General features: G+C 40.0%; 16 protein-coding genes and 1 tRNA gene. 4 read left to right on the top strand and 13 right to left on the bottom strand.

Annotation, left to right across the window (positions count from 1 at the left end; all coding sequences use genetic code 11):
* Position 1: 1 nt before the first annotated feature.
* The 10 genes from CHB66_RS10420 to rfbC form a co-directional block, all read right to left on the bottom strand.
* Positions 2-2,626: an SLBB domain-containing protein gene (locus CHB66_RS10420; protein WP_089240848.1), complete on the bottom strand. Its 2,625-nt coding sequence runs from the start codon at positions 2,624-2,626 to the stop codon at positions 2-4.
* A 161-nt stretch (positions 2,627-2,787) separates the two neighbouring features.
* Positions 2,788-3,789 carry a radical SAM/SPASM domain-containing protein gene (locus CHB66_RS10415; RefSeq protein ID WP_089240637.1) on the bottom strand — a complete coding sequence of 334 codons (1,002 nt, stop codon included), beginning with the start codon at positions 3,787-3,789 and terminating at the stop codon, positions 2,788-2,790.
* Positions 3,790-3,791: 2 nt separating this feature from the next.
* Positions 3,792-5,057, bottom strand: a complete 1,266-nt coding sequence (locus tag CHB66_RS10410) for a pyridoxal-dependent decarboxylase (RefSeq protein WP_089240635.1) — start codon at positions 5,055-5,057, stop codon at positions 3,792-3,794.
* A 25-nt stretch (positions 5,058-5,082) separates the two neighbouring features.
* Positions 5,083-5,823 carry a shikimate dehydrogenase family protein gene (locus CHB66_RS10405; RefSeq protein ID WP_089240633.1) on the bottom strand — a complete coding sequence of 247 codons (741 nt, stop codon included), beginning with the start codon at positions 5,821-5,823 and terminating at the stop codon, positions 5,083-5,085.
* The gene (locus tag CHB66_RS10400; RefSeq protein ID WP_089240631.1) at positions 5,820-6,755 is read right to left on the bottom strand and encodes a DUF368 domain-containing protein; all 936 of its coding nucleotides are present in this window, start codon (positions 6,753-6,755) and stop codon (positions 5,820-5,822) included. Before CHB66_RS10400 ends, CHB66_RS10405 begins: the two co-directional genes overlap by 4 nt.
* 51 nt (positions 6,756-6,806) lie before the next feature.
* Positions 6,807-7,577, bottom strand: coding sequence for a phosphosulfolactate synthase (locus CHB66_RS10395; protein ID WP_089240846.1), 771 nt, complete (start codon positions 7,575-7,577; stop codon positions 6,807-6,809).
* 41 nt (positions 7,578-7,618) lie between these two features.
* Positions 7,619-9,022 (bottom strand): tetratricopeptide repeat protein, encoded by a 1,404-nt coding sequence (locus CHB66_RS10390; protein ID WP_089240629.1) that lies wholly within the window; start codon positions 9,020-9,022, stop codon positions 7,619-7,621.
* Between the two features lie 150 nt (positions 9,023-9,172).
* On the bottom strand, positions 9,173-10,132 hold the full coding sequence (locus tag CHB66_RS10385) for an NAD-dependent epimerase/dehydratase family protein (protein ID WP_089240627.1): 960 nt from the start codon (positions 10,130-10,132) through the stop codon (positions 9,173-9,175).
* Positions 10,129-10,875, bottom strand: a complete 747-nt coding sequence (locus CHB66_RS10380) for a tyrosine-protein phosphatase (protein ID WP_089240625.1) — start codon at positions 10,873-10,875, stop codon at positions 10,129-10,131. Before CHB66_RS10380 ends, CHB66_RS10385 begins: the two co-directional genes overlap by 4 nt.
* Positions 10,875-11,423 carry a dTDP-4-dehydrorhamnose 3,5-epimerase gene (gene rfbC / locus CHB66_RS10375; protein WP_089240623.1) on the bottom strand — a complete coding sequence of 183 codons (549 nt, stop codon included), beginning with the start codon at positions 11,421-11,423 and terminating at the stop codon, positions 10,875-10,877. Before rfbC ends, CHB66_RS10380 begins: the two co-directional genes overlap by 1 nt.
* Before the next feature lie 243 nt (positions 11,424-11,666).
* Here rfbC and hflX point away from each other — a divergent pair, with 243 nt between their 5' ends.
* From hflX to CHB66_RS16990, 3 genes are all read left to right on the top strand, one after another.
* A complete protein-coding gene (hflX, locus tag CHB66_RS10370) occupies positions 11,667-12,932 on the top strand; it encodes a GTPase HflX (protein ID WP_089240621.1) in 1,266 nt (421 codons plus the stop codon).
* 174 nt (positions 12,933-13,106) lie between these two features.
* Positions 13,107-14,303 (top strand): tetratricopeptide repeat protein, encoded by a 1,197-nt coding sequence (locus CHB66_RS10365; protein ID WP_089240619.1) that lies wholly within the window; start codon positions 13,107-13,109, stop codon positions 14,301-14,303.
* Between the two features lie 479 nt (positions 14,304-14,782).
* Positions 14,783-14,909, top strand: a tRNA-Asp gene (locus CHB66_RS16990).
* Between the two features lie 245 nt (positions 14,910-15,154).
* On the opposite strand, the gene mtgA is transcribed toward CHB66_RS16990, so the two are convergent.
* Positions 15,155-15,850, bottom strand: a complete 696-nt coding sequence (gene mtgA, locus CHB66_RS10360; RefSeq protein ID WP_089240617.1) for a monofunctional biosynthetic peptidoglycan transglycosylase — start codon at positions 15,848-15,850, stop codon at positions 15,155-15,157.
* A gap of 147 nt (positions 15,851-15,997) precedes the next feature.
* Positions 15,998-16,816, bottom strand: a complete 819-nt coding sequence (locus CHB66_RS10355; protein ID WP_089240844.1) for a class I SAM-dependent methyltransferase — start codon at positions 16,814-16,816, stop codon at positions 15,998-16,000.
* Between the two features lie 80 nt (positions 16,817-16,896).
* Here CHB66_RS10355 and CHB66_RS10350 point away from each other — a divergent pair, with 80 nt between their 5' ends.
* Positions 16,897-17,361, top strand: a complete 465-nt coding sequence (locus tag CHB66_RS10350) for a MaoC family dehydratase (RefSeq protein ID WP_089240615.1) — start codon at positions 16,897-16,899, stop codon at positions 17,359-17,361.
* A gap of 335 nt (positions 17,362-17,696) precedes the next feature.
* Here CHB66_RS10350 and crtD read toward each other — a convergent pair whose 3' ends face one another.
* On the bottom strand, positions 17,697-19,160 hold the full coding sequence (crtD, locus tag CHB66_RS10345; RefSeq protein WP_089240613.1) for a 1-hydroxycarotenoid 3,4-desaturase CrtD: 1,464 nt from the start codon (positions 19,158-19,160) through the stop codon (positions 17,697-17,699).
* Positions 19,161-19,433 lie beyond the last annotated feature (273 nt).

Genomic DNA, 19,433 nt, shown 5'->3' with positions numbered 1-19,433 from the left:
GTTATTGTGTGATCTGTGAAATAATCAATACCAAAGTGGCTAAGCCAGTAGTAAGACCCACCAACTCACCAGGTCTAATCGGCACTCTCGGCCCTTTGGTTGGTACGAAAACCTCCGCTCCAGGCTCTATAGATGGGTAGGATCTCAGGCCTAAGAAGCTTCTTGTGCGGGTGACATCACCGTTTGCATAGACTACATAAGTCCGTTTTCTATTGGCTCTGTTGTCGAAGCCTCCTGCTTTGTTGATATAGTGTTTCAATCCTCTGGCATTTTCAAATCGTACAGTAGTAGGATAGACAATATCACCTCTCAATCGTACTGTCTGTAACTGTCTTGGAATTGAAATGATATCTCCTTCTTCTAATATCAGGTCAAATGCAGAACCAGGGTTGCTCATAATTTTTTCCAAATCAATGGCTACTGCCTCAGTCTCTCGGATTTTTACCTGACCAAAGTCCCCTTTGCTTTCTGCAATACCAGCTACTGTCTCTCTTTTGATTTCAGAAACGGCCGCGCTTTCTGCGGCACTTTTTGAAGCATCCTTATTGCCTAGATCTTTGAAAAGTCGCTCAAGTAGTAATTCTTGTGCTTCTGTATTGTTAGGGTCAGCTTGCAATTTAAGCTGTAGATCCATCAGATTTTTTTGCCTTCTCAGTTGCTCAGATTCTGTATTGAAATACTCTGTTCGGCGGATAAGCGTTGCTCCTTTGGCGTAAGCAAAAGCTGTCAATCCTCCTGCACGAGAGATTACATCTGAGATGCGCTCTTGGGCAGATTGCACCGCAAAAGCACCCGGTGAGTTGACCTGCCCCTCGATGTACACGATTTTTTCCAAATTGAAATTTGGCTTTCTTCTGATGATTACATTATCAAATGGCTCAAGAACCTGAGGATTGTCACTTGGTACTAGAGATTTATCCACATTTACTGGAATCAAGGTGGAGAAAAGTCCTTCTTGAGGTGTTCCTACCCTTCTTGCAATTTCTATATCCTTGGTACTTGCCGCTTCTCTCAAACCACCAGCTAAGATGATCAAGTCTTCCACAGTCATCTGCTTTGAAAATGGATAGGTACCTGGGTTTCTTACCTCACCTGTCACCTGTACATAAAACTCCTCCTGCAAATCATAAATACTGGATATGCGAATCACATCCTCTCTTTGAAGCCGAACGTCCGCGGCACTTCCATTGAGAATATCTCTAACATTTACAGTCAGGACTTCCGTACTCAAGTCCTCGTTGGTGCGAAGTATACTGCCTCGCTCAAGATATGCTTCACCACGCACACCATCTGCATTGGCTATTAATTGTTTCAAAGTCAGGCCTTCCGTGAGTGCATAGTTACCTTCTCTGAAGACAGCGCCTTTGATCTGTACCCTATTGGTGAATCTATTCAAGACTTTACTGATGGTATATTTGTCACCACCTTTGACCGTGAAAATGTCAAATTGATTCTTGAAAATATCTGACACAGATCGTTCTTTACCAGTGATTCTTGACACAGCAATCCTATCTTGAAATGCCTCGTCTGTAAATCCACCCGTATACCTGAGCAAGTCAGCAAAGGTTTCTCCATTTTTCACTTCGAAGATTTTCGGCCTCTTGACTTCTCCTTCCACTGTTGCCCTTCCTTCAAAAGGCTCTACCAAGATTACATCTTGATCTTCCAGCTGCAAGTTGAGATCAGCCTTGCCATTAGTGATAAAGTCATAGATGTCTATTGTCGATATCGTCTTATTCTTACGGATCAGTTTGATGTTTCTATAAGTTCCGTTTTCACTTGGGCCGCCCGCAGCATAGAGCGCATTAAACACCGTACTGAAAGAACTCAAAGTAAAAGTGCCAGGAAGTCTAAGTTCGCCTACCAAATGCACTTGGATTGATCGGACATTTCCCAAAGTCACTTGCAAATAGGTGTTTGGGTTAGACCCGCGCATGCCTTCATAAAAATTAGAAAGCCTGTTTTTGAGGATGTTGGTAGCTTCTTCTATGGATTTTCCTGACAAACTGATTGGCCCAATGTTTTCAATAATCGCAAATCCATCTGGGTTGATATTGACCTCCATGTATCTTTCGGATTGCCCATAGATGTCAATGTAGATCATATCACCAGGGCCCAAAATGTAATTTTTTGGCGTAGGGATATTGATGTTGGGCTCAAAAGTCAGCTTTCTATTTTTATTGTAAAAAAGATCACCTCCGAAGTAGGGAGAACTCTCCTCTTCAAAGAAAAAAAGCTCTTGTTGATATTTGAAAAAGCCTTGGTTAATTTCATTCAAATCACCTTGACTTCTGGCATCCCTTTTTCCAGCTTGGGAGCCAGACCTAGCTGAGCCCATAGATGAAGACTCAAGACCCTCGATCCTGTTTTTGAGCTTCTCCACTTGAAAATCAGAAAGACCACGCAATTTGGCCATTTGGAGGAGCTCTGTTTCACTCAGACCAAGTTCAGCAGCTCTTCTGATCAACTCTCGGATTTGTGTGTCAGACAGCTCGTCTACATTTAGATTGGATAGTTCGCTGAGTGATTGTGCTTGTACTGTCGTGGGGTTGATGGTGATCAGCGTCGAAGTAAAGAGTAGGACGATGGTGAGGACCCTGAGGATTGCCTTGTGTTGAAAATGCATAGGAATTACCATGATTTATGACCAAGATTAAGTCGATCCGTAAAATTGCGGAGCTGATTAACTTGATTAGTATGATCGCATTATAAAATAAAACTTTCGTAAAGATAATTATTCCAAGGTGTAAAGAAATAGCTAAGTAGCCTTTTTCAAGCCGGAAGTCATTACTCTGTACAGTTTTTGCAGATGTCTATTTGCTTTCTGTCTTCTAAAAGTTGCTTTCTAAACGTTTGATAGGCAGTGTTTTTCCAGATTTCTTTCATGGGTTTGAAACTCAATTGACCCATCACGTGAGCACCATCCTTGTCAAAACAACAAGGGACTACCCTCCCATCCCAAGTGACTACAGCACCTTGCCACATTCGCCAACATTTATTTTCAATATCCTTTTTGAGTTTCCACTTTCCATCCCCTGCGGGAATATATCGGGAGTATTTTAAGTCAGAAGGAATCAATTCAGAACCATGCTCGAAATCATAAATTTGAGTTGTTTTCAGCTGAAGTTCGTCCACTTGCATTGCTTTTGCCCAGTCCTGAAGTTGTTCTATTTGATGTTCATTTTTTCCAGTCACCAAAAACTGAACTACTACTCGCGGGAATTTTTGTTGGCGTGATGCTCGTTTTTCTAAAAGTAATTTGAGCCCAGATTGCACTTTCGAAAGTTGACCGCCTATGCGGTAATCTTCATAAATCTCTTGCGTGATACCATCCATTGAGATGATCAGCTGTTGGAGTCCTGAGTCCAAAGTCTTATTGACGCTTTCTTCGTTGAGATAATGCGCATTGGTGGAAGTCGCAGTGTAGATTCCTTTTTGGTTGGCATAGGTTACGAGATCGAGAAACTTGGGATGCAAATAAGGTTCTCCCTGAAAATATAAATGCAAATAGGTCAAGCATGGACCATTTTCATCAATGATTTTTCTAAAAAGAGATTCTTGTATCATTCCAGTAGGTCTGGTAAAGCTTCTAAGACCACTAGGGCACTCTGGACAGCGGAGGTTGCAGCTGGTCGTCGGTTCAATAGAAAGCGTAGTGGGCCGACCCCAGATGATCGGTTTTTTGATCCAGCGGCTGTAGTGAAATGATAAAACAAGCTGGAGGTAGTTCAATAACTTCCTCCAGCTCAAAAATTTCAAATAACCATATGCCGAGATAATTTGGTTCAAGTTTACCCTTTTTGGTTAGATTGCCTTGACTTTTGCTCCCCTTCAAGCTCGATCAGAAAGCTATCGATAGTACCTTGTTTGACATGTGGCATCACGACGATTTTATACCACTCTGGTTCAAATTCATAGCTATTGGCTACCAAATAGAATTTATCCGCTAGCTCAGTAGACATGTACTTGGCTTTGATGGCGATGATATTGTTATATGGATTGCGGAAATACTCTACACCCATTCTATCTAATTTTTTGCAGATTCGCTCAGTCTTGTCACAGAGGGACTCCATCTTGTATTTCCACCCTTCTGAGCCGTGAATCTTCAAAATCATCCACATAGAGATGGCATTGGCTCCTGATCGGCTTCCACTGATGGTATAGTCTTTACCTGGGATATACTGCGCTTCGTCGGTTTTGACATATTCTATATAGTCCTTTCTGATTAGGAAAAGACCTGTACCATATGGAGTTTGTAGCATTTTATGACCATCTGCTGTGATGGAGCTCATATATGGATTTTGGAAAGTAAATCGGCTTGTGGGATTGGTAAAAGGATAAATAAATCCCCCATAAGCTGCATCAACGTGTATTCTGAAATCTACATTTTGATCTGTAAAGAAGTCCCCCAATGCATCTATATCATCTACTGATCCAAACATAGTTGTTGACAAGTTGGCGATGACGATGAAGTATTTGATACCATCCTGCCTGGCTTCTTTGATCTTGGACTCAAGGGAGCTCTGGAGAATTTCTCTTGTCTCCGGGTCTACTTGAAGGATGATGTTCTGAAGGTTCAGGATATTGGCACCCTTGGGCATGCTATAATGGGAATCCTCAGAATAGACCAAGGCAATTTCACCCAATCGAGCACCTTTTTCCTTGATGAAATAATTACGGTAAATCCACATGGCTTGTATGTTGGCTTCTGTGCCACCTGTAGCGACATAGCCATCTTGGCCATTGGATTCTCCATTGAAAACCTCCTCTGCTACGAGTCTGATGAGATCTCTTTCGATCTTTTGCGTTCCTTCGAAGACTTCCAAGACGGATTTTTCACTCAAAGTATGTACCCCAATGTGATTTGGGTTGCGCACCATGGCGGACATATATGGGGCATCCTGAAGAAAAGGCGCATCAGGATAGAATTCCGTAGTATCTAAATAAGTGCCAGGGATACCTAAAATAGGTCGCTCTCCTCTATAGTCGAGATTTTCACCAAGAGCTTTGAATACGGTTTCTTTGATTTGTTCGTGTGATAATTTTTTCCAGTACATATTAATAATATAAAATGGGTTGAGATCAATTCCAAATCTTCCAAGCAGCTTCTGCCTGAAGATGAAGCATTTCCAAACCATTTTTCACTACTGCACCGCGCGCTTCGAGGGAGCGCATCAAAAAAGTTTTCTCTGGATTGTAGACGAGATCGTAAACCCTGTGCTCACTTGAAATCAAACTTGCATTGATATCCGCCATGACTTCGGTATTGGGATAGGTACCTAGCGGGGTAGTATTGATGATCAAGTGATGTTGTTGGATAATTTTTTTGTCTGTTTTGAGGTCTTCATACGTTACCCAATTTGGCTGATTGCTTGCTGACCTAGACACGATCAAATAGTGAATGTCGAGGTCTTTGAGTGCTTGTATCACGGCTTTTGATGCTCCTCCAGTTCCTAGGACAAGTGCATTGGGTTTCGCTTTGCCTAGCCAATTGTAGAGAGAATCCTTGAAACCAATGTAATCTGTATTATACCCTATCAGCTTTCCATCCCTTACCTTGATACAATTCACAGCCCCTATGGCCTCACAAGCTGGATCTAAGCCATCTAGGTATTCAATTACTTTCTCCTTGTATGGAATGGTGACACTCAATCCTTCAAGTTCTGGGTTTTCTTGTAGTATTTGTGGAAAAAGGCTGATATTCTCGATCTCATAGAGATCAAATTGGCAATCAGACAAACCTTCTTTTTCAAATTTCTCCGAAAAGTATTTTTTTGAAAATGAATGTGTTAGTGGAAATCCTATCAGGCCAAATTTTCTCATGATCTCTTCATATAATACGCTAGCCTTTCGATTCCAAGTACAATCAGAACTCCGAAGGCAAATGCAAGTATCGCTTGTAAAAATAAAGAATCTTGTCCAGTTTGCTCCAGATAATGTTGAGGAAGAATATTTTCCGTCACAAAAGGCTTCTGAACACCAGAAGAAGAGACTCTATAGCTCAGCACCACCTTCCATGGCCACAGCTTATTGATAGAGCCGAGCATAAAGCCAGAAAGTAATCCAATGGTAATTGCGTGATATTTCTTCAATAGCCAAGAGATCAATCTACTAAAAGCCAAGAGACCTGTGATACAGCCAGCTCCAAATATTGCAATGATGACAAGATCTCTTTCAGATACCGCAGCTAGTATTCTTTCATATTGTCCAAGCATCAGCAGCAGAAAACTACCCGACACTCCTGGCAGTATCATTGCACAGATAGCGATGGCTCCCGCTACAAATGTGAACCACTGACCATCGGGTGAATTCACAGGCGGAATACTGGTAAATAGGTAAGTGCCGACTATACCCAATAAAATAGCTACAACGACAGCAATGCTCCACCTTTTGATATCTCTAAGAATAATGATAGCTGAAATGATGATCAATCCACAGAAAAAAGACCAAACTGGAATAGGATGTTCATCTATCAAGTAGGTAATGATCTTTGACAATGCAAAAATGCTGCTGAGTATCCCAAAGAGTAGCGTTGCCAAAAATTTCCCATTGACATGCACCCACAAAGCCTGAATTTCAAATTTGAAAAGATGCTTAATTGCTGTTTGGTCAAAAGATTTGATGCTATCGAGTAGCTTTTCGTAAATACCTGTAATCAAGGCAATGGACCCACCCGATACACCAGGAACAATATCAGCTGCTCCCATAGCCATGCCTTTGAGATAGGTGAGTAAGTAATCTTTGAGTCGGTTCATGAATGAAAAACGAAATGGACTGCCTAATCACATCAGACAGTCCAAATTAATTTACAATTTGATATCTCCGAGGAAGTGATCGAAAGTATCTCCCCTGAGCCCCAAGCGGATAGTCTCCAATGGGATCAATTCCGATGGAGCAATATTACCTAAGTTTACATTGGCACCAAGTAATTTTACAAACCAAACTTGTTGCTCTTTTTGTGGTGCCTCCCACAAGATTTTTTCTTCTGGAATTTTAGTTAAAATCTCTTCCACCAATCCTTGTCGCACTTCACCAGAATCTCTAAATAGACCAACAGTACCCCCTTCTCGTGCCTCACCGATGACTTTCCAAGAACCTGCTTGAAGCTCTTTTTCCATCTGTTCAATCCATTTATAAGGAGGGATTATCTTGGCCGCATCTTTGGATCCCACTTCAGAGAGTACAGTTACATCCTTGGCTAGCGTCGCAATAAACTCACACTTCATGTCATGTGGCATACTTACCGACCCATCTGATACCTCGGCGAATTTCAGATCATATTTTTCTAGCACTCTTCTGTAATCATCAAATTGATCTCTGATGACAAAGGCTTCGAAAAGTGTTCCTCCTAGATATACAGGTACTCCTGCATCATGATAAAGGCTTATTTTTTCAGCGAGATTTTTGGTAAGATAAGAAGTCGCCCAGCCCAACTTGACGATGTCTACATAATCCGAGTTGCCGTCCAAAAAGTTTTCTACTTCTCTTATGCTTAGGCCCTTATCCATGACCATGGTAAATCCCGAGGTACGTGGCTTTTGGGTACGTACAGGGATGTTCTTCAGAACGTAATTCATTCTTTGAAATTTTTTGCTGGTAAATAGATTTTCTGAAGGTGTCAACCTTCTTTAAATTGAGAGATAATCTTGAAAATTGCTTTTTGATGTTTGACTTCTGGCATCAAATCATACAAAATGACATGTTTTTCGAAGTCCAAAGTTAATGCATTTTCTAAATATGAAAAGGCTTCCTTGTATTTCCCTGATTTGATTAGAAATACCACTAATCTGTAGTATAATTCGGCGTTTTCAGGTAATTCTTCTATCCCTTCCTTGATCACATCTTCGGCTTCTTCAAACCTGTTTTGATCAAAATAGATGATGGATAGGTTGATGTAGGTTTCTACCATGCCTGGCTCAAGGTTGATGGCTTCTTCGTATGCCTCAGAACTCGCATGTAGATTGCCCAAATGATATTCTGCATCTGCTAAGCCTACCCAATAATTAGGGTTTTCTTTGGTGATTTTGATTGCTTTTTTGAAATAGTGTATGGCTTCAAAGTATTTTTCCTTTTTCAACATACACATGCCTAGTCCAAACCAAGCATCATCATACTCAGGATCTAGTTTTGCTGATTTTTTAAAATATTTGAAAGCTTGATCTATCTGTCCCAGCTTCTCATAAGCAGCTCCTAAATAACAGCAGTTTTCTGAATTTGCGCCTTCGCAATTGATCGTATTTTGGTAGGCTTCAAGTGCTAGCTCAAACTGCTCCGTATTCATGTAGGCATTGCCCAAATTGAAATAGGCTGAGGCAAAGGTGTCGTCTATGATCAATGCATAATCATAGGCTTTGATGGCATCTTCAAATTTACCGAGCCTATTATAGACCACACCTAAGTTGTACCAAGCGCCTGCTGAATATGGATCTTGATCGATAAACTCCTGGTAGAATTCCAGGATTTCATCAAAAGAGCCTTCCTCTTCCGTAATCATTGCAAGTTGAAAAAGGGCATCTTCGTGATTGATCTTCAACTTTACACATTCCTTGTAATAAAAGACGGCTTTTCCCTTGTTGTCTTCACTTCTGTAAAAATTACCTAGGCAGTAATAGATCTCGGCTTTGTCTTCTGCCAAAGGAAGAAACTCCTCAAGTATGCTTATTGCCTCTTTGGTATTGTCCGAAAGCATCATCGCATTGGTTAGCGCCAAGATGATGTCTTCATTGTTGGGTGAAATGTTATTGATATTTTCTAGAAGCTCTAAACCCTCCTCTAATTCATCATTGAAAATTAAACATTGGGCTTTAAGCAATTTGACCTCAATGCTGAAAGGAAATCGCTCCAATGCATGATTGGCTGTCCGCAAAGCCTTCAAGTATTTTTGGTTGTCAAAGTAAAACCGGATGATATCTTCCAATTCTTCCTCTTCAAAATAAAGATCTAGGTTGGCTTTTAGTGAATTTTCATACCTTTCAACCAGCTCTTTATCGTTGTTCCATTCGTTTTCAAAATCTCCGGTCATCGGCGTCAGATTAATTTCTAGTGTTTAAGATACCAATAAATTCAGTGTCTCAAAATCAGTTGATTTATTTTTTTGTCTCTAAGACCTATTTATTTTTCAACACTTCAAATGAAGGTTTCTGGTAAAAGTAATGTTACAAACGACCAATTATTAGGAATCGTTCCTCGTGGCCCATTTGAGCGTGTTTTGTAGAGGGTGAAACTCGTGACTTATGGCCGAAAGAAGTTTTTTATTAGATAGAATAAACTTACGCTGTGCAAGCATTGCTGTTTGAGGGCTCAGAGGTAACTTATTGATTCCAAATGCCTTCGCAATTTTGGTAAAGAATAGTAGTAGTTTGAGAGAAATGGTAGTGACAGGCTTATAAGGTGCTTTTTTACCAAAAGCTTCTGCCATTTCTCCAAAGAAAGTCTTGTAGGAAACAGCCCCAGCACTTAAAATGAAATGATCACCCCAGTGCTTTGCCTGATAGAGCTTTACTATTGCCTCGCTCAAGTCTCTTACATCGATGTAGTTTATGGTGCCTTTTGGATAGTATATATTTTCCTCCAATACATAATTGTACAGCTGCGTACTGCTACGATTGTCAACGATTTTTGCCAAAACTACTGAGGGATAAAATACCATGACATCAAGCCCTTCTTGAGCTCCTCTCCAGACCTCTAAGTCTGCTTGATATTTGGAAATAGCATAAGGTGTGTTGAGCGGAGATTCAATCCATTTGTGTGTTTCGTCAAGTTTTGTAAGCTCCGGTGATCTACCCAATGCAGCTACTGAGCTTATATGAATCAATTTCTTGATGCCTTGTTCTAACATAACGTTGACCACATTTGTCGTGCCTTCTACATTGATCTTTATCATACGACTGGCATCTTTGGATTCATAAGAAACCAAAGCAGCAACGTGGATGATCATATCCATACCTTCAAAGGCAACTTCCAATGATTGATAGTCTGTAATATCACCATCTCGCCATTGAATACCTGGAATCTGAAGGTCTTCTAGTCGACTTTCTGGTCTCTTGAGCCCATATAGCTCACCTAATTCGGAAAAACTTCGAGCTAAATATCTTCCTACCAAACCAGTGGCACCGGTGATTAATATTTTCATAATGTATGGTTGAGCAAATTCAAGCCTTGGAGCTTTTCATAATACTTGCTTGAGGTGAGCTGCTCCATGTTATCCAAATAACGCATATTGTGGCAGTCAGTTCCGACTAGCTTGATTCTTTTTTCGTCTACTAATCGCTCGGCAAATCTTTGTACATCCTTAGAATAAAAACCAGTAAAGGAAAGCAGGTTGGCTTGGAAGTAAACATTTCTATCGAGTAGGTCTTCTTGAAGGCTTTTGTCTGACATCAAATAATAATAGCGCTCTGGGTGGGCAAGGACCGGTTGGAATCCTCGTAACTCTAACTCAAATAAGGTGTCTAACAAAATGGATGGTTTGTTGATAAAACTGGTTTCTACCAAGATTAGATTATCATGGATAGTCAATAACTCCTCACCATTCCTCACCATTTCTAAGAATGCTTCATCAATATTGTATTCGGCAGCAGCCTTGACTGAGATATGCATGCCATCACTAATAAGTGCTTTTTGGAGCTTTTCTAGTCCTGAGAGGATGATTTCAGGGGTATTCTTATAGAACTCCACCATGATATGTGGAGTTGTGATGATTTTCTTCAAGCCATACCCTTGCATTCTTTTGATAAGTGCTAGAGACTGATCCAAAGTCTTAGCACCATCATCTATCCCTGGGATCAAGTGAGAATGCATATCTGTTCCCATCCAGGTTAAATCTAATGAACCAGATTTTTTTTGCTCTTTTTTGAAGAAATCTAATATGCCCATTATAAGCCTCCTTTTTCCTTTGTAAATTTCTCTAATGTCGGCCAAAGTTGATCCTTCTCAGAGAGAATTGGCGATTCCACTTTCCAGTCAATCATTAGTTTGGGATCGTTCCATAAGATTCCTCCCTCGCTTTCTTTGTGATAATAGGCAGAACACTTATAGGTGAATATTGCATCTTCTAATACCGAAAACCCATGTGCAAAACCTTCGGGGATGTAAAGCATATTGTGTTTCTCTGCATCCAATATGACTGTGAAAATTGCTCCATAGCTTATAGAATCTTTTCGTAAATCCAAGACTACATCTAAAACCTTGCCTTGGATCACACTTACCAATTTGGCTTGTGCATGATCCCCAGCTTGAAAGTGAAGGCCGCGGATGGTCCCTTTTTTGGAGAATGATTGATTCTCTTGCACCCAATCTTGCTTGACTCCTTCTTTTTCTAAGCTCTCTTTTCTAAACGACTCAAAAAAATACCCGCGACTGTCTTCAAATACTTTTGGTGTAATTTCGATTAAGCCCGCAATGGGTGTAGCATTGGTTTTCATGAAAATGGTTGGTTTAATTAGCGTTGCAATCAAAATTATCCCTTCAATTTCCTTTGGGATTAGAGTTCAAATATAACAGTTATTCTAGCGATGTGCTTTTTCCTAAGTTCAATTTTAATGTTTATGTCCCTTCTGCCATTTCAACATCTTATTATTAGCGCTTGATTCGTAACTTTGCTCTTTATTCCTCAGGGAACTAAACATCAATACCTTACCTTATTTATCAAAAGGGCTAAACATTTTATGAGCAAATACTCCAGAAAATTACAAAAACTACACGACACAGCTCCCAAACAGGATACTGCGGTACTCGTTGCCTTGATCAAACAAGGACAATCAGATCATCAAGTGGACGAATATTTGGAAGAGTTGGCGTTTTTGACAGAGACTTTGGGAGCTAAAACAGTCTACAAGTTCACCCAAAGAATGGAAAAACCAGACGTCAGGACTTTTGTAGGATCTGGAAAGCTGGAGGAGATACAAGCTTATGTGCAGCACTTTGAAGTGGATATGGTGATTTTTGACGACGACCTTTCTCCTTCTCAAATGAGAAACTTGGAAAATGAATTAAAGATCAAAGTTTACGATAGGTCACTATTGATCCTAGATATTTTCCTTCAAAGAGCGCAGACCGCACAAGCCAAAACCCAGGTGGAATTAGCAAGATTTCAATATTTGCTGCCAAGATTGACTAGAATGTGGACTCACTTGGAGCGTCAGCGAGGTGGTACGACCACAAGGGGTGGATCTGGTGAAAAGGAAATCGAGACAGATAAAAGAGATATTAGAGGAAGAATCACCCTCTTAAAAGAGAAGCTGAGGGACATTGAAAAACAAGGCGTGACTCAACGAAAAAGTAGAAAAGGAATAGTCAGAGTTTCCCTTGTAGGCTATACCAATGTGGGCAAAAGTACCTTGATGAACCTGATTACCAAGACGGATATTCTAGCTGAAAATAAGCTCTTCGCAACAGTAGACTCTACAGTAAGAAAGGTGGTTTTGGAAAATATCCCCTTTCTCCTTTCGGACACGGTGGGTTTTATCAGAAAACTTCCAACTCACTTGATCGAGTCTTTCAAATCCACCTTGGACGAGATCAGGGAGGCTGATTTATTGATTCACGTAGTAGATATTAGCCATCCGGGATTTGAAGACCATATAGCGGTAGTCAATCAAACTCTCACTGAATTAGGGGCGAGCAATAAGCCTGTCTTGTTGGTTTTCAATAAAATTGACCTTGTAGATCAAATGCCAACTGAAGAGGAGCAGATGAACATGACGGAAATTGAATTGGAGGAACGAAACTTCCTTGATTTTGAAAAATTAGCCGAGGCATACAAGAAGAAATTCGGAATCAGTCCAGTGTTTATGGCAGCTGAGAATGGTACGAATGTGGAGGAATTTAGAGAAGCATTGGTCAGGGAAGTGAAAAAAGAGCATAAGAAAATGTACCCTCATTACCTTGAAAGTGAAACCATCGATCTGTCAGGTTTTGAAGGTGAGAACTAACCAATCTAATTTGTTAACATCTTTCAGATTCTTAAGTTATTGATTAGATTGCTGTATAAATCTTGAGAAATCACCCTTTCTTAGATTTGTAATTAACCCAAATGCATCATCCTGGTTGATCGACTTGGAGCAAATCATTGTGGAGTCAGAGCTTTCACTGCTTTAGTCAATTCTATGAGAATCCTAGTATTTATATTATTGCTGTTTTGTATTCCCAAGAGTTGGGCGCAATATACTTCCATAGATAAGCGCATGGAAGAAGCGCTCAAGCAATGGGACGCTGGGGATGATTTAGAAGCCTTGCTTGTTTTTTCTGATGTGATCAGAGAGCGACCATTTTTTGCCGAGCCTTATTATTACAGGGCTTTGGTTTATGAAAAAATCGGAGATCCAGAGGCAGCGCTTACAGACTTCAATATCCTGCTAGAGCTCAATCCATACCATTCAGAAGCTTATTTTGCCAGGGGATTGATGCGGTTTAAAATGGGGCATTACGAATCAGCTATTGATGATTTTAAAGTTTTGCTTGACATTCCAAGAGGAGAAACCGTGGAAATCATTTACCGAAGGCCTACTTATAAGTCTGGTGTGGATAAGATTCTCAGCAGGCAAAATGAACAGCAGGATTATATCTATCATCATCTTGGCCTGTGTGAACAAGGTTTGGGGCGACATGATTTGGCTACACAATACTTTACAAAAGCCATTCAGATCAATGCTACAGAGCCAGATTACTATTTGAGTCGTGGCAAGTCTTTACTGATACTTAACAACACAAAAGCCGCAGAAGAAAATTTTGCCAAGGCTTTGTCTTTGAATCCATATCACCCCATGGCTTATCAGTACCTTGCTGAGTTGGCTAAGGAATCAGGAGAAAGCCTTTTAGCAGAAAAGTATTTCAGTCAAAGCATAGAAAATGCTCCAGACAATCCCACCGCCTATAAACAACGAGGCTATCAACGCTTGATTTCAAAACAGTGGGAGTATGCATTTGAGGATTTCTCTAAAGTATTGAAATTAGAACCTGAAGATGTTGAAGCTACTTTTTACTTAGGTCTAAGTTTAGAGGGGCTTGGTCGCTATCAGGAAGCAACAGATTGTTTTCAGCAAGTGACTACCAAAAAAGCAGATCACCTTCAAGCATGGATGGCTAAAGGAAGTGTCTTATATAAAGCCAAAAAATACCAAGAAGCACTTCAGGCCTATCGTATGGTAATCATCTATCAACCCAATCACAAAGAAGCCTATTACCACAGAGGAATTACCCAATATCGATTAGGTAATCAAACGGCTGCCTGTGCAGATCTGCAGCAAGCAGCTATCTGGGGAATGAATGAAGCTGCTGAGGCTAGTCAGCGAATTTGTAATTAATACCTAACGTCGAGTACATTCACCTGATCACACTTTTAGCTTTTCATTTCTTTTTTTGATCCATTATTCTAAGAATTAACTCAATATGTAGATCCCCATTTACAACAGTCGCCAAACAAAATACCGTTATTTAGATCAATAGGAGCACTGATAGCTAATCGACCAATAACTCCAAGGCCTTGGCGTAGATTATTATTATCCGCAAAATTATTTGTGATAAAATCACATAATTGTGTCATTGCGGATAATCATATTAACTCACAATAGATTTTTAGGCACCTTCTAATTTTCAAATTTCTAATTCGAACATTAAAATTAACTACTGAATTGATGATATGGTAAACAAAATAGCTTTTTAATAAATAAAATGTAAAAATTAAGCTTATTTGTTACAAAAATTTTAACAAAAGGATTGTTTTATTACCTTTGAAATATCAAACAAAGACAAAAGGTCAAAGGAGTTTGAAATAAAGACAAATTGTAGGATGTTGAAACTGGCAGACAAGCCCTCCTGTCTCGGGGGTGAAGATCACAGCATAAAGCAAACATCGAGCTCGTGTTTCGCCTAACTGCTTCGTGGAGGTTCGAATCCTTCTCCTACAGCCATTATTCTGATAGAAGATCAGAGTTACAAATTTGATGATATGATACTGTAGGATGTTGAAACTGGCAGACAAGCCCTCCTGTCTCGGGGGTGGGGATCACAGGATAAAGCAAATATCGAGCTCGTGTTTTTGCCCAACTGCCCCGTGGAGGTTCGAATCCTTCTCCTACAGCTGGTTATTTTGGGTTTATTGTTAATTGACTAAAGCTGTGAAACTTTGTTTCGCGGCTTTTTTATTTTATACTCTTTATGATCCAAAGCCTAATGGGTTCAGGTTATTCATCTGTCTCAAGATCCAAGCTTGCCTACCATATATATAAGGTGTAGGTCTAGCCGGGGACCATCGTCTTGGATTTGGCAAGGTCGCTGCAATCAAGGCCGCCTCTTGTCGCGTGAGTTGTGCCGCTGATTTTTTGAAATAATATTGAGCGGCTGCTTCTGCACCATAGATTCCCTCTCCCATTTCGATCACATTGAGGTAGACTTCCATGATACGTTCCTTGCCCCAGATAAATTCTATCAAAACAGTAAAGTAAGCCTCAAAGCCTTTCCTTACCAAAGTTCTTGCTGGCCACAAGAAAACATTCTTGGAGGTTTGTTGAGAAATGGTACTAGCTCCTTTTACTCGTTGTCCTTTTTGATTGTTTTCCCATGCTTTTTTCATAGCCTCTCTATCAAAGCCATTATGGTCCATAAATTTTTGATCTTCTGCAGCATAGACTGCTTGAGAAAGATGTCTGGAAATTTTGGTCATAGGGACCCAGTCCTTGTACAGCCTAACTTCTTTTTTGTCATCAAATGTTTGCTCCCAAACGCGGATTAGCATCAATGGCGTGACGGGTACAGGGACAAACTTATATACAACTGTCAGGCCGATTGTGATTACAAAAAACCAAAGGATTATTTTGGCGATTAGTCTAAGAAGCCATTTGAAGATTTTCATATTATATTTAATGTATATCCGCTTTCATACCAGTTGATCTGTTTTACTAAACTTAGATAGTCATGGACTGTCGACCATCGTTGTTATCCTTTGTTATCAGCCTTTCAGTTTATTCAGATGCACAATTTCGGAAAATCATATTTCTATTTAAACAAAAGCAGTAGCTTGGATAAATCTATAGTAAAACACAGCATCTTTTTGAGCTTTCAATTGATCCATTTCTGCTTGCATTTGCAGCAATAGGTTTTGGTCGATCAATCCTTCTTCTAGCAAAGCTGGTGCACCGCTACTCATCAAGTTTTTCCAATAAGTCATTACTGTATTTCTGTCCTCAGGATTGCGACTATCTAAATGAAAACCACCAGAGCGCAAGGATTTAGCCCTGTAGCCAGCAATTTCTAATAGATCACCAAGCCTAGCGCCTACTTGAGGGTCTCCTCCGATCTGAACTTGGTAGTCATTGTAGATTTGCCAGTACTTTTTTACTGTTGGCATTTCTGGAAAAGTATAAAACGTAGCATTGAAAACCTCAGTTATGACCACTTTGGCTCCAGGAAGAAGACAAGTTTTCATGCTATGCAATACCTGAATAGGATCTGAAATATGCTCCAATACCCAACAAATAAATGCAGCATCGTATTTTTCTGAAAGCTGTAAGTCCTTTGCGTCTTGTTGAATAAATTGAACCCTAGGGGCAGTATAGCCAAGATCCTGCATATTTTTTTCTGCTTTTGCGATTTGTTTGGGCTCGTATTCTACGCCAGTAATGTGTAGTTGGGGGAATCTTCTCAACAAGATTTCTGTCTGTGCGCCTACACCTGAGCCTATCTCTAGCAAATTTTTATTTTCCGAAAAATCAATGTAATCATAAATGGGTCGCTCGATGACTAGAGCTTGATGTCTCAGACGCTCTTGCTCTTCTTCTAAGTAGCCATGAATATATTTTGGGGAATGCTTCTCAGTCATATCATTGGTATTCTCAAGCAAATTAAACTGAAAATAATTGGAAAATTAGTACCTTTAATTTTTTTAAAACCTATTTGAATATGAGTTTAGTAAGAATTGGAAGTTTCGAGGAATTCGAACAATATATCGGAAAGGACCTAGGAGTCTCCGATTATCATCAAATCACTCAAGAACAGATCAATCAATTTGCTACTGCCACTTTGGATCATCAATGGATTCATACCGATCCAGAAAAAGCAAAGGCTGAGGGTGCTTTTGGAGATACCATTGCACATGGATACCTCACACTTTCCATTGTGCCTTACTTGTGGGGACAGATTGTAGATGTCCATAACCTGAAGATGATGATCAATTATGGCATAGAGTCTCTAAGATTTGCGCAGCCAGTATTGGTTAACAACGAAGTGAGACTCAATGCTAACCTCAAATCTGTTGTTAACCTTCGAGGTACGGTCAAAGCTGAAGTCAATGTGAAATTGGAAATCAAAGATCAAAAAAAACCAGCCTTTTCAGGCGTCTTGGTATTCCTTTACCACTTTCAATAAACATTAATAATATTGTGTGTTTCTTTCCAACTGCATGAAAGATAAATTTATGATTGCTTCCTAACAAAATCTATGAGTATCCAATTTCTATTAATATAGGAACAAAAATATATCAGGTCTGTTGTTTTAAAAAAAGACCTGCCAGGTTTTCGGGAACCTGGCAGGTCTTTATATTTCATGTATATCCGCTTACTTGCACGTAGCCGAACAATTAATCGAAGAATGTATGATTTCACCTTCGGTTGACTGTGGACTATTGTCTGTGGACGAGTATCCGCATGCTGTAATGCCTCTTTTTTCTTAACCCGCAACTTTGCGGATACTCATATAATATTTTAATCTATCATATCTGTCATGATTTTGGCAGAGAGTAGGCAAAGTGGAATCCCTCCGCCGGGATGTACGCTGCCCCCGCAGAAATAAAGGTTTTTGATATCCGAAGAAAAATTAGCGTGACGAAGGAAGGCTGCATATCTATTATTAGAGCTATTCCCATAGAGTGCCCCTTGCGCAGATGATGTTTTGCTTTCTATGCTGCGTGGTTCAAGTACTTCTTCTATTTCGATCAATGGCTCCAGGTCTGTGTGAAGTACTCGGTTGATTTTGGCGATGATATTTTTTCTAGCTTCTATTATCATTTTATCCCAGTTTTGACCTTTGTTATTGGGCACATTGATCATGGTAAACCAATTCATGCAACCTTCTGGAGCATCATCTTTTTTGTAGACAGAAGTGATATTGATGTAGACTGTAGGGTCTTGGTAGATGGTGCCATGCTCGAAGATATGCTCAAACTCTGCTCTGTAATCTTTGCTGAATAGGATGTTGTGTAAGTCGAGCTCAGGGAATTCCTGTTTGATGCCCCAGTAGAAAATCAGTGCCGAACTTGATTTGGGCTGATCAAGGAGTTTTTTAGGTTGTTTTTGTTTGCTTAGGATGGTCTTATAAGCATTGACCATGTCCATGTTATTGATGATGGTATCAGCAAAGTAGCTTTCTTCTCTAACTTTAACACCAATAGCTTTGTTGTTGTCAACTAGAATCTCTGCTACTTTTTTTCCAAAGTGATAGCTGACACCGAGGCTCTTGGACAATTCGTACAAGCTCATAGTGATGTCGTGCATGCCTTTTTTGGGAAAAAACGCACCAATATTGAATTCCAAATGCGGGATGATATTCAGTGTGGCAGGCGTCTGGTATGGGTCAGATCCATTGTAAGTGGCATATCTATTAAATAGCTGCACTGTTTTTTCTTGCTGAAACTGCTTTTCATTGGAGCCATTCATGGTATCAAAAATCCCCAACTTTCCCATCCTCAGGTACGATCGTAAAGCCTGTGGATTGACCCAAGTGTTCCATTGATGCAGGGATCTATGCATAAATAACGGCGCCAAATGTTCGTATAGGTAGGCTGCGCTTTTCAATGCCTTTCGAACATTAGCGGCCGGCTCTCCGAGTTTGGTTTCCACTTCTTCCGCAAATGCATTTATATCACCATAGGCATGAACACGCTTGCCATCTTCCCAGAAGTAGTGGCAAGCCACAGCTAGTTTCTGATATTGAAAAAAATCCTCTGGGTTCTTTCCAGCCAAGCCAAAAAGCTCTTCCACTTGTTCTGGTAAAGTAAAAAGAGAAGGGCCAGCATCGAAGCGGTAACCATTGAGTATGATTTCCGCTAATTTTCCCCCGGGATAAGTGTTGGTCTCAAAGACGGTTACCTCAAAACCCTTAACAGCCAGTCTGATGGATGCTGCGATTCCTGCGATTCCTGAGCCGATGACGATTGCTTTTTGCTTCATATTGGTCTAAACTCTCCCACGAAGGTATGGTTTAGATGAAGAAAAGATGAATTTTGTCTTCAGAAAGATTTACTTTTTGCTCAGGCAAAAAATATTTTCAAATATTTTTTATTTTTTTTCTCCCTCTTTTATCATATAAAATCATTCTTTAGGATTGTTTCAAATCAATGGGAAAGTGAAAATATAGTTTATTTTGAATTGGTATAAGTTTTTAAGGTTCAGGTAATTTTAGCATATATTGATCAAAATGTATTTCGTATACAAGTAATTGTT

It is taken from the genome of Belliella buryatensis, assembly GCF_900188245.1.
Classification (GTDB): domain Bacteria; phylum Bacteroidota; class Bacteroidia; order Cytophagales; family Cyclobacteriaceae; genus Belliella; species Belliella buryatensis.
This window is presented reverse-complemented; position numbering and strand designations above follow the sequence as displayed.

What these genes read in the sequence shown, in the direction of transcription:
- CHB66_RS10420 (WP_089240848.1), bottom strand. Translation starts at nt 2,626, where the DNA reads ATGCATTTTCAACACAAGGCAATCCTCAGGGTCCTCACCATCGTCCTA.
- CHB66_RS10410 (WP_089240635.1), bottom strand. Translation starts at nt 5,057, where the DNA reads ATGTACTGGAAAAAATTATCACACGAACAAATCAAAGAAACCGTATTC.
- CHB66_RS10405 (WP_089240633.1), bottom strand. Translation starts at nt 5,823, where the DNA reads ATGAGAAAATTTGGCCTGATAGGATTTCCACTAACACATTCATTTTCA.
- CHB66_RS10400 (WP_089240631.1), bottom strand. Translation starts at nt 6,755, where the DNA reads ATGAACCGACTCAAAGATTACTTACTCACCTATCTCAAAGGCATGGCT.
- CHB66_RS10395 (WP_089240846.1), bottom strand. Translation starts at nt 7,577, where the DNA reads ATGAATTACGTTCTGAAGAACATCCCTGTACGTACCCAAAAGCCACGT.
- CHB66_RS10390 (WP_089240629.1), bottom strand. Translation starts at nt 9,022, where the DNA reads ATGACCGGAGATTTTGAAAACGAATGGAACAACGATAAAGAGCTGGTT.
- CHB66_RS10385 (WP_089240627.1), bottom strand. Translation starts at nt 10,132, where the DNA reads ATGAAAATATTAATCACCGGTGCCACTGGTTTGGTAGGAAGATATTTA.
- CHB66_RS10380 (WP_089240625.1), bottom strand. Translation starts at nt 10,875, where the DNA reads ATGGGCATATTAGATTTCTTCAAAAAAGAGCAAAAAAAATCTGGTTCA.
- rfbC (WP_089240623.1), bottom strand. Translation starts at nt 11,423, where the DNA reads ATGAAAACCAATGCTACACCCATTGCGGGCTTAATCGAAATTACACCA.
- hflX (WP_089240621.1), top strand. Translation starts at nt 11,667, where the DNA reads ATGAGCAAATACTCCAGAAAATTACAAAAACTACACGACACAGCTCCC.
- CHB66_RS10365 (WP_089240619.1), top strand. Translation starts at nt 13,107, where the DNA reads ATGAGAATCCTAGTATTTATATTATTGCTGTTTTGTATTCCCAAGAGT.
- mtgA (WP_089240617.1), bottom strand. Translation starts at nt 15,850, where the DNA reads ATGAAAATCTTCAAATGGCTTCTTAGACTAATCGCCAAAATAATCCTT.
- CHB66_RS10355 (WP_089240844.1), bottom strand. Translation starts at nt 16,816, where the DNA reads ATGACTGAGAAGCATTCCCCAAAATATATTCATGGCTACTTAGAAGAA.
- CHB66_RS10350 (WP_089240615.1), top strand. Translation starts at nt 16,897, where the DNA reads ATGAGTTTAGTAAGAATTGGAAGTTTCGAGGAATTCGAACAATATATC.
- crtD (WP_089240613.1), bottom strand. Translation starts at nt 19,160, where the DNA reads ATGAAGCAAAAAGCAATCGTCATCGGCTCAGGAATCGCAGGAATCGCA.